At 35.2% G+C, this 13,358-nt stretch carries 13 protein-coding genes and 1 pseudogene; 7 read left to right on the top strand and 7 right to left on the bottom strand.

Annotation, left to right across the window (positions count from 1 at the left end):
- Window positions 1-39: 39 nt before the first annotated feature.
- From AAGD90_RS02025 to AAGD90_RS02010, 4 genes are all read right to left on the bottom strand, one after another.
- On the bottom strand, window positions 40-2,436 hold the full coding sequence (locus AAGD90_RS02025; RefSeq protein ID WP_341822041.1) for an ankyrin repeat domain-containing protein: 2,397 nt from the start codon (window positions 2,434-2,436) through the stop codon (window positions 40-42).
- Between the two features lie 1,084 nt (window positions 2,437-3,520).
- Window positions 3,521-4,099 (bottom strand): RlmE family RNA methyltransferase, encoded by a 579-nt coding sequence (locus tag AAGD90_RS02020; RefSeq protein ID WP_264373700.1) that lies wholly within the window; start codon window positions 4,097-4,099, stop codon window positions 3,521-3,523.
- Window positions 4,100-4,175: 76 nt separating this feature from the next.
- Window positions 4,176-4,751 (bottom strand): DUF2497 domain-containing protein, encoded by a 576-nt coding sequence (locus AAGD90_RS02015; protein ID WP_341822040.1) that lies wholly within the window; start codon window positions 4,749-4,751, stop codon window positions 4,176-4,178.
- 19 nt (window positions 4,752-4,770) lie between these two features.
- Complete coding sequence (locus AAGD90_RS02010; RefSeq protein WP_341822039.1) at window positions 4,771-5,994, bottom strand: TolC family protein; 1,224 nt, start codon at window positions 5,992-5,994, stop codon at window positions 4,771-4,773.
- 129 nt (window positions 5,995-6,123) lie between these two features.
- On the opposite strand from AAGD90_RS02010, the gene rplM reads away from it, so the two are divergent.
- The 3 genes from rplM to AAGD90_RS01995 all read left to right on the top strand — a co-directional run bounded on the left by rplM (window position 6,124) and on the right by AAGD90_RS01995 (window position 7,506).
- Complete coding sequence (gene rplM, locus AAGD90_RS02005; protein WP_341822038.1) at window positions 6,124-6,582, top strand: 50S ribosomal protein L13; 459 nt, start codon at window positions 6,124-6,126, stop codon at window positions 6,580-6,582.
- 10 nt (window positions 6,583-6,592) lie between these two features.
- On the top strand, window positions 6,593-7,048 hold the full coding sequence (gene rpsI / locus AAGD90_RS02000; RefSeq protein ID WP_006279875.1) for a 30S ribosomal protein S9: 456 nt from the start codon (window positions 6,593-6,595) through the stop codon (window positions 7,046-7,048).
- Between the two features lie 146 nt (window positions 7,049-7,194).
- Window positions 7,195-7,506, top strand: coding sequence for an HU family DNA-binding protein (locus AAGD90_RS01995; RefSeq protein WP_341822037.1), 312 nt, complete (start codon window positions 7,195-7,197; stop codon window positions 7,504-7,506).
- Here the strand turns inward: AAGD90_RS01995 and AAGD90_RS01990 are convergent.
- Entirely contained in the window at window positions 7,499-8,206 is a 708-nt protein-coding gene (locus AAGD90_RS01990; RefSeq protein ID WP_341822036.1) for a pyridoxine 5'-phosphate synthase, read from the bottom strand. The two genes, AAGD90_RS01995 and AAGD90_RS01990, sit on opposite strands and share 8 nt — an antisense overlap.
- Before the next feature lie 136 nt (window positions 8,207-8,342).
- Between AAGD90_RS01990 and AAGD90_RS01985 the strand changes: the two genes are divergently transcribed.
- The 4 genes from AAGD90_RS01985 to AAGD90_RS01975 all read left to right on the top strand — a co-directional run bounded on the left by AAGD90_RS01985 (window position 8,343) and on the right by AAGD90_RS01975 (window position 9,588).
- On the top strand, window positions 8,343-8,645 hold the full coding sequence (locus AAGD90_RS01985; protein WP_264373917.1) for a transposase: 303 nt from the start codon (window positions 8,343-8,345) through the stop codon (window positions 8,643-8,645).
- Window positions 8,630-9,064, top strand: coding sequence for an IS3 family transposase (locus AAGD90_RS07160; RefSeq protein WP_144078574.1), 435 nt, complete (start codon window positions 8,630-8,632; stop codon window positions 9,062-9,064). The genes AAGD90_RS01985 and AAGD90_RS07160 overlap by 16 nt, the downstream gene beginning before the upstream one ends.
- Before the next feature lie 157 nt (window positions 9,065-9,221).
- Window positions 9,222-9,419: an IS3 family transposase gene (locus AAGD90_RS07155; RefSeq protein WP_410529983.1), complete on the top strand. Its 198-nt coding sequence runs from the start codon at window positions 9,222-9,224 to the stop codon at window positions 9,417-9,419.
- 1 nt (window position 9,420) lies between these two features.
- Complete coding sequence (locus tag AAGD90_RS01975) at window positions 9,421-9,588, top strand: hypothetical protein (protein ID WP_341822035.1); 168 nt, start codon at window positions 9,421-9,423, stop codon at window positions 9,586-9,588.
- A 374-nt stretch (window positions 9,589-9,962) separates the two neighbouring features.
- On the opposite strand, the pseudogene AAGD90_RS01970 reads toward AAGD90_RS01975, so the two are convergent.
- Both AAGD90_RS01970 and leuS read right to left on the bottom strand, forming a co-directional pair.
- Window positions 9,963-10,702, bottom strand: a pseudogene (locus AAGD90_RS01970) (hypothetical protein).
- 128 nt (window positions 10,703-10,830) lie between these two features.
- Window positions 10,831-13,347 carry a leucine--tRNA ligase gene (leuS, locus tag AAGD90_RS01965; protein WP_341822034.1) on the bottom strand — a complete coding sequence of 839 codons (2,517 nt, stop codon included), beginning with the start codon at window positions 13,345-13,347 and terminating at the stop codon, window positions 10,831-10,833.
- Window positions 13,348-13,358 lie beyond the last annotated feature (11 nt).

Below are 13,358 nucleotides of genomic sequence, written 5' to 3'. Positions count from 1 at the left end.
TCACGCACTGGAATCTATAGCAAGTGTACAAATTAAATTTTACAAACACCGTTGTGCTGAATCTTGAATATTCACTTCTTTCAATTCAGTGGTAGGTTTTGGTTCAGCGATGGGTTTTGATATTGTGTATGTAATGCCACCAGCTATCAGTGGAGATACCACAGAAGCTGCAACTATTAATAGAGCAGACAATCCGGAAGCAATACTAAGAGCAGCACCTACTGCTAACATAGCTGCAAGGCTCGCATAGGCAACTTTTGGGGAAAATTGTCTTTTTCCTACTTTTTCTAGTGACACTTCATTTGTTTTAGTTTTGCCCAGTTCACCATCAAGTGGTGTGTTTTCATTCTCCAGACTTCTTATTTTTTGTGTTAGTGATTCATTCTCTTTATCGAATTCTTTCAACTTAGTCTCATGCCCAACTATGCAACTTTTTGATTCTGCTAGTTCCTTTTGCGCTTTTTCTAACAACACTTTTGTTTTAGAATGCTTATTTTCGTTTTCTTCTAATTCGCTATTAAGTGTTGTATTTTTACTTTCTAGATCTTGTATTTTTTGTTCTAGTGATTCATTCTCTTCATTGAGTTTCTCCAGTGCTTCCAATTTAGTCTCGTGTCCAGTGATATAACTTCTCAATTCTGTTAGTTCCTTTTGCGCTTTTTCTAATGGTACTTCGTTTTTTTTAGTTTTTTCTAATTCACCCTTAAGTGTTGTGTTTTCATTTTTTAGATTTTTTATTTCTTGTCTTAGTGATTCATTCTCTTCATTGAGTTTCTCCAGTGTGTCCAGCCTAGCTCCATGTCCAGTGATATAACTTTTCAATTCTGTTAGTTCCTTTTGCGCTTTTTCTAATGGTACTTCGTCTGTTTTAGTTTTTGTTTTTTCTAATTCACTATTAAGCGTTGTGTTTTTACTTTCTAGATCTTGTATTTTTTGTTTTAGCAATTCATTCTTTTTCTGCTCATCCTTTAGCTGAGTACGTAATTCTTTTAACTTAGCTTTACGTTTTTCAACCTTTTCTGCTTTTTCTGGAGTTTCCGTTGCGTTGTGTGTTTTGGAATGAGAAAAGGTACTAGGTACAACCTCAGATGGCTGATCACACATACTGTTTAGTCTATCTATTAGGTCTTCATCCTTTATCAATGAGCGATCTGCTCCATGCTTTATCAAAAGCTTTGCTAATTTTTTATTGTCATTTGCAAGAGCATAATATAAGGGAGTATGCTCAACTTTATCTTGTGCATTAACATTTGCTCCACCTTCTACTAGATATTCTGCAATCTCTACACAACCATATGCAGCAGCATAATGTAAAGGGGTCAGTCCATCTTTATCCTGTACATCAACTTTTGCTCCACATTTTACCAAAAGTTCCACTGATTCTTTATTGTTATCTGCAACAGCCAAATGTAAATGGGTCACGCCATCTTTATCTTGTGCATTAATATCTTCTCCATTTTCTAATATAGATTGGCCTAAAGCTTCAGATTCATCTGCATCAAAATATATTCCACTATCGCCACTATTACTTTTATTTAAAAAGGTCTGTTCCCCATTATATGTAGTATACTGCTCTGGATGTTGACTGTGCAAGTCATTATGTTCTATGCGCTTCTGATTATTGGCAAGTCTTTGTTCTGCCTCTTGCAACTTTTGCGCCATAGCATCTCTTTCTCTTATAGCCTGTTCTTTTTCTAATGTATCATCTACTTTGTCTGTATTGTTTTCATTAACGATTGAGTTTGAAGAAGTCTGTTCATCCTCATCTTGTACATAGACTTTTTTGTTGTTTGGTGTAATTCTACTATTCTCTTCCTGATGTTTTGCACCCCATGCTTGTACTGCAGCAGTTACGTTATTTCCGTTCAAAGCTAAATTTCCTGGAGTTTTATTATTAGGCTGCAGTAAAGTGCCTTGTCTATAAGGTTGTCTTCTCGTAGCTCTTGTCTCAGCATAACGTTGTTCTCCTTCCTCTAACATTTTTATTATAGCCTTTTTACCTTCTACATCGCCGACAATATCCCTTGGAGTTCGGCCTTGACTATCTTTTAGTAAAGGATTTGCGTCATTATTCAATAAAAGCTGAACTATCTCTTGATGACCATGCAAAGCAGCAATGTGCAAAGCAGTTAGCTTAGACTTAGCTTCATCAAGTTCATATATTGGTTCATTAACTTTTGCTTCCTTTGCTAGTAGGAGTTTTACTATTGGTACACTGTTACATTCCACAGCAAGATGTACCAACATATAATTTACAATTTTGTCTGAATCTAATATACTGAACATCTTACCTATCTTCAAATTGTTATAAGTGCTATATACTATTGAGTCTGCATCTTTTAGCTTATTCCCTATTCTTTCAAGTAAATTATTCTCATTTAAACCTTCACTCTTGCTTACCTCATTTATTATTTCAAAAAACTTTTTCTTTTCCATTGCCGTAACCTTTCCTCTCAATTTATTTATTATTGCTGAACTATCTCACAAAAAAGTTAAGTTTGTCGAAATTCCATGTTTGATCTAAAAATTAGTCATAAACATTTTCTATGCAAGTAGCTGACACTGGTTCATTCTATAATGGTGTCACAGCAGTCCTACATCATGCCACCGCGAACCGTCATACCACGATTCATTCGCGGTATCTCATCCGCTAACTGTTCTCCCTCATCATACCGTTACGGTATCTCCAGATCCCGCTAACAAGTAGCGGGATGACGATTGTCAGGGTGTCATCCCAGCGCCCCTATGATGTCATCCGAGTAGCCGACACTGGTTCCTTTATGATGGCAGTGCCCCTATGGTGTCATTCCAGTGCTTGACACTGGAATCCAGCCTTTCCATAATCATCAAAACATTGTATTTTAACGTAAAACAGCTATTTTTATGCTCACCAACTTAATAAAATTCCTGGATCCCAGTGTCAAGCACTGGGATGACAAGATATAAACCTTATCGTCATGCCGTCGTGAACCGTCATACCGCCGCGGTATCTCCAGATCCCGCTGGGATGACGATTGTCGTTTAGCTATAAATATTTAAGAAATTTACCAAATAAAAAAAAAGGCAAAAGAAGCCCTGGGGTTATTATCTGCTTTAAAATATTGGCGTTTTTTATGTTTTAAACGCTTGACAAGCAAGATTTAGCTGCTTTTAATTGCAACTAACCTACACTGCAAATGTTTAAGAAATTTACTAAGCAGAAAAAAAGACAAAGAATCCCCGAGTTAGCTAGTCTTTTACTATCTCTGTCGAGTATTGGCATTTTTTGATGTCTTGTAACGCTTTATAAGCGCGTTCAGCTTATTTAGATAAAAATCTAGATGTAGATGAAGTTTTGTAAAGACATACAGTATCTATATACTGCAAAAAATTGAACATAAGACGCCGATACATTAAGTAATCCTTACCTTTTAATCTGCAGATTGGCGAAAGCAAATACAATAGCTTCAGTTTCATGATAAGGGGGCTGGCGAGGTTTGTCAAGCAAGTTTTTTGTTTCTGCGGACTACCTAGATTAATATTATATAGAAGGTTTGCTGCCAATAAAGCCTAAACTTACCAAATACATTTCTGTAGATTCAGATCTACTTGACTTTGGTTTAAAGTATTTTACTGTTTTAAACATTTTTTTTAGCTCGTTACAAAAATCTTTGTCAGATTCTCCTTGGAAAATTTTTACTACAAACGTGCCACCATGACTCAAGAAATGCTTTGCAAAATTGAGCGCTGCTTCGCATAAAAGCATAATTCTGATATGATCCAACGATTTTAAACCACAAGATTCGGGCGCCATGTCAGATAAAATTACATCAAATTTTTGATCCTTGAATTTTTCTCTTAAAATTTCAAACTCATTGATAATATCACATTGTATAAACTCTACTCCATTAATTGCGTTCATTGGTTTTATGTCAAGAGCAACCACATTTGCACCTTTCTGAGATGCAACTTGTGACCATCCACCAGGAGAAGCACCAAGATCAATAATTTTTTGCCCTTCTTGGAATAATTTAAATTTGTTATCTATTTCTACCAGCTTATATGCTGAGCGTGACCTATAACCATCCTTGCTAGTTTTTTGCACATACTGATCATTCAAATGACGATGTAGCCACCTTGTTGAAGATAGTTTTCTGCCTCTAGCTGTCTTTACTCTAGTTTTTATTGCTAATACCCTACTTATTATTGATTATATCTTTAAGCTCTTTTTCAACTACTTCTTTTACCAGTGCATGTAGATATTTATTCAGCCATTCTGAGAGCTGAGGTTTTAAAAGAGATGTAACTAATTCTTCAACAGTAAGGTTCGCTTTTTTTTGTTGTTTATGCTGTAATTCGTTTTGCATTTTTCCAAGCAACGCTTTGATCTCTTCCATATTCTCTTTTAAAATTAGATGATCGTTATTTTGCGCTTGTAAGCCGCTATTAATCGCTTTGTTATTACTCATTTGGATATTATCGTACAAATAAATATCTTTTTTTTCTTCTGAATTGTAGCTATGGCCATTAAATTGGTTATTGTTGCAAGCCATTTCCTCACTTTGGTCATCATTATCAATGTCCTCTTTTTCATTATTTTCTTTTTTGCCATCTTCTTCTATTTCTTCTGGATACTCTTCCTCAAGGTATAGCACATCATCATTTTCATCCTTTATTTCTGCTTTATCGTTACTCGCGTTTTTACCCGATATAGCTTTTTTTATATCTTCTAGGATATCTTTTACAGATTGATTACCTTGTTCATCATGCATAGTGCTAATACCATTAAATTTAGAGGTTTATACTATTTATCATAAAAAGCAAGTTGTAAACACTAATCACATAATTGCTTTTTGCTTCAACTAAGTCTGAACGTGCTTTAAATAATGCATCTTCAGTGTACAAAAGGTCAGATGTACTCTTTAAATTTAAGTTTACTTCTTGCTCAACTCCTTCCAATGCTAGAGCTGCTGCTTTTTCCGCTTCTTGACTTGCTTTGATAATGGCCTTTGCTGTCAACACATTATTCCAAGCATTTACAACTGCTTGTTCTATATTTTTTACCGTTTCATAATAATCGTAGGTAGATTTTTTTGCATCCATTTTAGCTTTACTGACACCAAAAGCATTAACTCCTCTCTTAAAGATTGGAACATCAAGAGTAAAAACTACATGAACATTGTCTAATAGTTTGTCTACCTTCATACCATCCTCCCCAAAATTTTTGCTTGCACTTAGATTTAAAGAAGGAAGCCACTTAGAGCTTTCAGCAATCACTTCCATTCCGGCTGCTCTTTTTTGATAAACTGCTGCTTTTAGAGATAAATTATTGGTTTTTGCTAACTGTAAACATTCATTTAGCTCTGGAACAGAAGGTAGTTTATCATTAGCTTCAGAAAGGTCATCAGCATCTTCGCCAATCAAATGATAATAAGCAATATTTACCAACTTTAATTTACCTTCAGCATCAACTCTTTCGGATATAGAAGACGAAAATTTTGCTTTTGCTAACAAAACTTCAGCATTGGTTACCTCTCCAAGGGAAAAGCGTTTTTTCATAGCTGACAAATGTTCCAAAGAAACGCGTTCTTTATGTTCTCTGAGCTTTAATATTTCTGTCTTTTGTAAAACATTAACATATGCTTTCACAGCATTAAGTGCAAGCTCTTGTTTTAATTGCTGAAATCGCATCTTTTCTGCTTTGAGAAGATGGCTTGATCGACTGAATGTGGCAAAGGTACCACCGCCATCGATTAATTTCTGGCGCAATGTAAGTTTTTTTTCAGATGTATCAAGATTAAAGTTACTATCGAAATTGTATTGCAAATTAATGTCAGGTAAAAATCCAGCTAACCCAGAAGATTTATAGTGTTTTTCTGCGCTTTTATATTGGTAAAATTGAGACTTTATTTTTGAGCTATTTTTGATGGCTTTGCTTATCACTTCTCCCACATCGGTTGCATAGCAACTTATAGTATTAAAAATGATCGCAAGTGTGATAATCAATCGAAACATTCTAATTCCTATGCATATTGGTTGCGCAGCTCAATTACTAACATAAATTACTTTAATAATCAATAACTAATATTGTTGACACTATTGAGAAATTAAGTATATCATAGCTTACTATTGTTGGATCAAATAATGAAGACTTTTTTCTTAAAGGAGAAACAAATCAATAAAAAGTGGTTTGTCATAGATGCAGAAGGATTAGTGGTAGGGAGGCTTGCAGCATTTGTAGCGACACTATTACGTGGAAAGCATAAACCTGAGTATACACCTCATATGGATTGTGGCGATAATGTAATTATTATCAACACAGAAAAGGTGCATTTCACCGGAAAGAAGCTTAAAGATAAAATTTACTATAAGCATACAGGTTATTCTGGTGGTTTGAAGAAAACTACTCCAGATAATATTTTAAATGGCAAATTTCCTGAGCGTGTAATAGAAATGGCAGTGAAAAGGATGCTTGATGATGGGCCTATGGCACGTAGACGCTTTGAAAATTTGTATGTTTATTCTGGTTCAGAGCATAAGCATCAAGGACAGCAACCTGAAAAGATAGATTTTGCCTCTTTGAATCGTAAAAATAAAAAGTAATGGAGTAAAAATGAAGAGTTCTACAATAAATAACAATGATTGGTCAGAAAAGACAATTAAATCAGCAGTTGATTCGCTTGGTCGTTTATATGCTACAGGACGAAGAAAAGAATCTGTAGCAAGAGTATGGATAAAGCCGGGGAGTGGAAAATTTAGTGTTAACAAAAAAGGCGATCTAATTTCTTATTTTAAAAGAGAGTCAGTGTGCCAAATAGTAAAAATGCCATTTGTTGCAACTTCCACATTGGATAAATACGATGTATTTGCAACTGTAAAAGGTGGAGGGCTATCTGGTCAAGCAGGTGCTCTAGCTCATGGAATAAGCAGAGCTTTAAGTAGTGTAAGCCAAGATTTGCATTCTATACTACGTAATGGTGAGTTCTTAACTAGAGATTCACGTGTTGTTGAACGTAAGAAATATGGTCAACATAAAGCTCGGAAAAAGTGTCAATTTTCTAAGAGATAGTTATTTTATAGGGGTGTTTTTTTGTAAGTATTATACAAATATTTGCAAAAATGTATGATATCCTCTATTTTTGTGATGAATTTAGTTGACTATCGGTGTCAACATAATATGCTATTTATGTGATTTTTTCAATATTAAGGTAATTTATGAGTAAAGAAGATATAATAAAACAATTAAAGGAAGATTGTTCTAGTCAGAATATAGATATAACAAAATCTGATTTGAGCAAGATTCATGATGCGTTTATTAAAATAATAAAGAATGAGCTGCATGGGAAAGGTGAAATACGTTTGCATGGAATAGGAACATTTTCTACTACTATCAGTCAGGAAAAACAATGTCGTAACCCCCAAAGTGGTCAGATCATGACTGTTCCTAAAAAGACAAGGGTAAAATTTAAAGCAAGCCAAACTCTTTTAAGTATTTTAAATGAGAAGGAAAAAGCAGCAGTTAGTTAGACATTGTCATTTTCATTGTTTTTACTACGCTGTGTAAGCCGTAAAATACAGCTTCGCTAATTAAATAGTGGCCTATGTTAAGAGCTGAGATGTGAGGTATTCTTGTCATCTTATTAGCGTGTTTATAAGTTATGCCATGTCCTGCGTGGCATTCTATTCCTAATTTATTGACGTACTCTGCAGCATTAGTAATTAACTGTAACTTTTTTTCTGATGGATTATCACAGTAATCCCCTGTGTGAATTTCTATTATGTCAGGTTTTGTCCCTAGCTTTTCAAGATATTTTAGTTGATCAATATTTGGATCGATAAACAGTGAGACTTTTATGCTAGAGCTATGCATTTCCTCTATTATACTAGAAAGTTTACTGTGCATATTCACGATATCCAGGCCACCTTCGGTTGTTAATTCTTCTCTTTTTTCTGGTACTATACTAATCGAATAGGGTTTTACCTTTTTTGCTATTTCAAGCATTTCTTCCGTGGCTGCAATTTCAAGATTTAGCTCAGTGCTAATGCTTTTTTTTAGGTTAAATACGTCTTCATCTCTAATATGCCTTCTATCTTCTCGTAAGTGTACAGTAATAAAGTCTGCTCCAGCGTCAATGGCTATTTCTGCTGCTTTCAATGGATCTGGACAAGAAGTTCCGCGTGCGTTGCGGAGGGTTGCAACGTGATCGATATTAACACCTAGTTTCACAATCTACCTCAGAAATTATTTATAGATTATACATGTTATTAGGTTTTTTGCATAGTCATTGTTTGACCTTACCCAGAAAAAGTGGAGAGAAAGAAAAGAGTTTTTTTGGGTAAAATAAAATTTTGGAGGATTAGAAATGGTAAGAGAATATACGGCAGAATTCAAATTGGAAGCTGTTAAACTGGCAAATGAACAAAGAAAGGCAGGTCAAACAATTACAAAAATAGCAAGAGATTTAGGAATAAAGGGTGGTTTATTAGGAAAATGGATAAAGAAACACAACGAAAAAAAGTCAGCGGCAAATGCATTTCCAGGTAGAGGTAACATGGCTCCTTACGACAAAGAGAGGTTTGATTTACAAAGCAAGAGTAACAAGGGAAAGAGACATTTAAAAAAAAGCCCTGGCCAGTCAAAAAGAGTAAAATATTTTTTTATATAGTAACTGCTATAAAGTACAGGAATTATGTAGGATTTTCTGCTAGTGGCTACTATAAGTGGACCACAAGAAAAATAAGCAGTAGAGAATCAGCAAATAAAGAGCTACTCGAAGCTATTCAAAAAATATATCAAGTTTCTAAATGTAGATATGGAGCTCCTAAAATTCATGCTGAATTGAAGGCTTTGGGTAAAAGTTGCAATTTGAAAACGGTGCAAAGTATTATGCAGAAAAATGACATCAGGGCTATACTGAGAAGAAAGTTTAAAATTAAAAAACAACAAACAGATAATAGAGCTGTAGCTCCCAATATACTAGATCAAAACTTTATTGTTGATCAACCAAATAAAGTATGGGATTACTTACATCAAAACCAAGGAGGGATGGCTATATTTGGCAGCAATAATTCTCACGTATGGTAGTTAATGAGTAGTGCAATAAATAAACAATTGGTTATGAACTCTTTATTAATGGCCATTAATAGGCGTAAACCTGTTAAAAATCTACTGCTGCACAGTGACCAAGGTTTACAATATACTGCGCAAGGGTATCAATATCTCTTAGCTGTAAAGAATATAGATGAGTAATAAAGGCTGTTGTTACGACAATTCTGTTGTAGAAAGCTTCTTCAGTTCTCTAAAAAGGGAGTTACCAATAGACACCTCTCGGCACTCTAAACAGCATATCAAAACTGCTATATTTGAATATATAGAAATTTTTTATAACAAACAACGTCACTATTATAGCTCTTTTTACAATAATCCGAACAGACCGTAATATGCTACTGGCCTGCTATAGCCATAAACACATATCTTATCGCATTCGGACTATTATAAGAAAGGCTATAACTATTGCATTCCAGAACAATTTGATGCATCATTCTTTTTGTAAAAAACATTCCACACTTTCTCTCCACTTTTTCTGGGTAAGGTCATTTTCGCCTTGACCAAGAAAAAATTCAGCTATTGCCTTACTTTCTCTTGCAACAACTTCTTCCTTAACAATTTTTCCTTTCTCATCAACGATACTTATAAAAGTTTCTTTTAGTGAGATCGCTATAATATTCCATGAGACTGCTCCTACTAATAAAAGTTTAAATTATTTTTGAAGAACTTATTCTACTGAATTCGTTACTTCGTGCTAAAATAATGGACTCCATCATTCAACAGCAATTACAGTATGTTTACCCTTTTTCTTGTTATTTTTCTAATCTATAGCTAGCGTTCAAAACCATATTCGAAAATACGTTTTCGGATTTTTTTTAATGCTGTTTATTTCATCCTCAACATCGTCTCTACCTTTATGAACTAAGTAGCAGCATTAAAAATTATAACGTACCCCTATCTCTAGAGTTGCATCTGGTATTTGTTTTGCTTTTATACCACTTAGTTGCCCACCCATGGTCATACCAACTGCACCAATTATCTGCGGAGTAATTTCATAATCAACACCTAACTTTAGTTTATAGGAAATAGAACTCAGTATTTTATCTACTACAGATGAACCAGCAGCTTCACCACCTGATTCTGGAGCACCTTGTGTTTCTTCTTCCTTTTCTTTTTCTTCTTGTGAACTATTGCCATCACCATCAACTGTATCACTAACACCAAAGCCAAAAGGTGTTATTTGGAGATATCCTCCTAAACCTCCGCTGACATATAGTTTAACGGGATCAATATCAAGGTCAGGATAGAAGCGGTAGTTTGCCAATAAGCTAGCTCCTATGCTCTTTAATGACTTAATATTACTGAGAACCTCAAGTTCAAATTTAGAGTTTTGGTCATAATGGTAACCAAGAACAACACCAGGTTTCATTTTAAAGCCACCACCCCAACCAGCACCAAAGTTTAAACCTGCATAGTATAGCTCTTTTTACAATAATCCGAACAGACCGTAATATGCTACTGGCCTGCTATAGCCATAAACACATATCTTATCGCATTCGGACTATTATAAGAAAGGCTATACTTATCTTCTGACTTACTTGCACTATTACTAGCTGCACCTGCTAGAGATGAAGTAAGCAACACAGCCAAAACGCACAATCTCTTTATTTTCATATAACTCCTCATACAAAAAAATATATAATGCATAAGTATATATCCTTTATATTAAAAAAGATATAACTACATGTCAAAAAAAGTATAGCCATAAAATCAGATTATATAAAACGTACTACTCAGGTCTTTTATATAACTATATTTACTATCTTATTTGGTACAGCATATACAGTGCGAACTTTGCTTTGATCGATCTTACTGGACACAGAGTCTATCGCTATTTTCTTCAATTCTTCTTGAGGTAAGTTAATTGCCACCTTGATTGTTGTACGTAATTTTCCATTGATTTGCACTGCTATAGTTACCGTATCGTCAACTAATAATGATTCATCAGCTTTTGGCCAAGGTTGACCTCCTATTTCTTGCCATAGGCTTTCAGCTAGATGTGGTATGAATGGTTCGATTACTCTGATTAATATACATATACCTTCATCAATAAGAGATTTTCCAGTTTTTACGTCTATTTCAGCTATTAAATTCGTCATCTCACGAAATTTTGCCACTACACAGTTTAATCTGCAGTTTTCCAAGTCATCTGTAAGTCCGTGTAAGAGTTTATGAATTTTTTTTCTGTACTCTAGAAGTCCACCCATAACATTTTCATTATCATAGTGTATATTTACAGGTCTTAGCTGCATGACCATACGCCACAATTTATTTACATAACGAGAACAACCTTCCACGCCATCATCGGACCATTCCATATCTTTCTCCGGAGGAGTGTCGGACAACACAAACAAGCGAGCAGTATCAGCACCATACTTTTCTATGATAAAGTTTGGGTCAACTGTATTCTTTTTCGATTTGCTCATTTTTTCAACTTTGCCCACTTGAACTTTTGCACCTCGCGCTATTAATTCTTTTGCTTCTGCGGGAAATAGCCACTTACCATTTTCGTCTTTATAAGTTGCATGGCAGACCATTCCTTGAGTGATTAAAGTAGAGAAAGGCTCTTTAATATCAAAATAGCCACATTTGGTTAAAGCACGGCAGAAAAATCTTGAATAAAGCAAATGCAGAATTGCATGTTCTATCCCACCTATATAATAATCAACAGGCATAAAACGATTACATGCATCTTTGTCTATTGATTTATCTTCACTACAGAATGCAGCAAAATACCAGGAAGATTCAAAAAAGGTGTCGAATGTATCAGTTTCACGCTCTGCTTGCTTTCCGCACTTTGGACAATCAACAAATTTCCAAGTTGGGTGCTTATCCAGCGGATTGCCACCACTTGTAAATTCTACATCTATTGGTAGAACTACAGGAAGGTCTTTTTCTGGCACTGGAACAGTTCCGCAATCTTTGCAATATATGATAGGTATAGGGCATCCCCAATAACGCTGCCTTGAAACTCCCCAATCGTGCAAACGATAGTTTATTGTTTTTTTGCCTATTTTTTTTTCTTCAAATTTTTTAACTATGGCTTCCTTTGCTTCACTAACCATTAATCCGTTTAAGAATTCGGAGTTAAACATTGTCCCGTCTCCAGTATACGCCTCCTTTGTCATCTGAGTAGCTTGACACTGGGATCCATTGTAAGAATTCTGGTCACGCGCTGGAATGACACCTAAGTGGGCTGAAGAAATAACGGGAATTATCGGCAAATTATATTTCTGTGCAAATTCAAAGTCACGCTGATCATGTGCAGGGCAACCAAAAATCGCGCCTTCCCCATATTCCATCAACACAAAATTCGCTATGTAAAGCGGCAATTCCTTATCAAGAAATGGATGTTTGACGTTTAATCCGGTGTAAACTCCTATTTTTTCATCGTTCTCTCTTTTTGATTTTATTTCCTGGATCCCAGTGTCAAGCACTGGGATGACAACAGAAGAACCATTCTTTAAATCCTTCACAATAGGATGCTCTGCTGCCACTGCACAAAAAGAAGCCCCAAACAAAGTATGAGGATAAGTTGTAAAAACTTTTAATTTCTTATTCAGGCCAACTACTTCAAACTCTATAGTTGCTCCTTCAGATTTTCCTATCCAACGCTCCTGCATTGTTTTGACTTTTTCTGGCCAATTTTTCAAACTTTGCAGGCACTTGAGTAAATCTTCAGCGAAATCAGTAATCTTTAAAAACCATTGGGACAACTTACGTTTTTCAACAACTGCACCTGATCGCCATCCTTTTCCATCAACCACCTGTTCATTTGCAAGCACTGTTTGGTCCACTGGATCCCAGTTAACCCATGATTCTTTTCGATAGGCAAGCCCATGCTTTAAAAAATCCAGGAAAAATTTTTGTTCGTGTTTGTAATAATCAGGCTCACATGTGGAGAGTTCACGCTCCCAATTATAAGAAAGACCTATAGATTTCAACTGTGTACGCATATTATCTATATTCTCTTTTGTCCATGTTTCGGGGCTAATATTGTTATCCCTTGCTGCATTCTCAGCTGGTAATCCAAACGCATCCCAGCCAATTGGATGCAAAACCTCAAATCCATTAGCTCTCTTGTAACGCGCTATCACATCCCCTATTGCATAGTTACGTAAGTGTCCCATATGAATTTTACCAGATGGATATGGAAACATTTCCAACACGTAACACTTTTCTTGTTTACCACTCTTGCTTACAGAAAAATCCCATTTATCTTGATAAAATTTTTCAACACTTTTAAAATCATATTTCATATAAATCCAAA

Source organism: Wolbachia endosymbiont (group A) of Ischnus inquisitorius (genome assembly GCF_964026985.1).
GTDB classification, from domain to species: domain Bacteria; phylum Pseudomonadota; class Alphaproteobacteria; order Rickettsiales; family Anaplasmataceae; genus Wolbachia; species Wolbachia pipientis.
Note: the sequence above shows the minus strand (reverse complement) of the source record. Positions and strands in the feature narration are given on the sequence as shown.

Excerpts from the sequence above, each read along its gene's own strand:
- AAGD90_RS01975 (WP_341822035.1), top strand. The coding sequence starts at position 9,421 with ATGCTACTGGCCTGCTATAGCCATAAACACATATCTTATCGCATTCGG.
- AAGD90_RS01985 (WP_264373917.1), top strand. The coding sequence starts at position 8,343 with ATGGTAAGAGAATATACGGCAGAATTCAAATTGGAAGCTGTTAAACTG.
- AAGD90_RS02010 (WP_341822039.1), bottom strand. The coding sequence starts at position 5,994 with ATGTTTCGATTGATTATCACACTTGCGATCATTTTTAATACTATAAGT.
- rpsI (WP_006279875.1), top strand. The coding sequence starts at position 6,593 with ATGAAGAGTTCTACAATAAATAACAATGATTGGTCAGAAAAGACAATT.
- leuS (WP_341822034.1), bottom strand. The coding sequence starts at position 13,347 with ATGAAATATGATTTTAAAAGTGTTGAAAAATTTTATCAAGATAAATGG.
- AAGD90_RS01995 (WP_341822037.1), top strand. The coding sequence starts at position 7,195 with ATGAGTAAAGAAGATATAATAAAACAATTAAAGGAAGATTGTTCTAGT.
- AAGD90_RS02025 (WP_341822041.1), bottom strand. The coding sequence starts at position 2,436 with ATGGAAAAGAAAAAGTTTTTTGAAATAATAAATGAGGTAAGCAAGAGT.
- AAGD90_RS07155 (WP_410529983.1), top strand. The coding sequence starts at position 9,222 with ATGAGTAATAAAGGCTGTTGTTACGACAATTCTGTTGTAGAAAGCTTC.
- rplM (WP_341822038.1), top strand. The coding sequence starts at position 6,124 with ATGAAGACTTTTTTCTTAAAGGAGAAACAAATCAATAAAAAGTGGTTT.
- AAGD90_RS02015 (WP_341822040.1), bottom strand. The coding sequence starts at position 4,751 with ATGCATGATGAACAAGGTAATCAATCTGTAAAAGATATCCTAGAAGAT.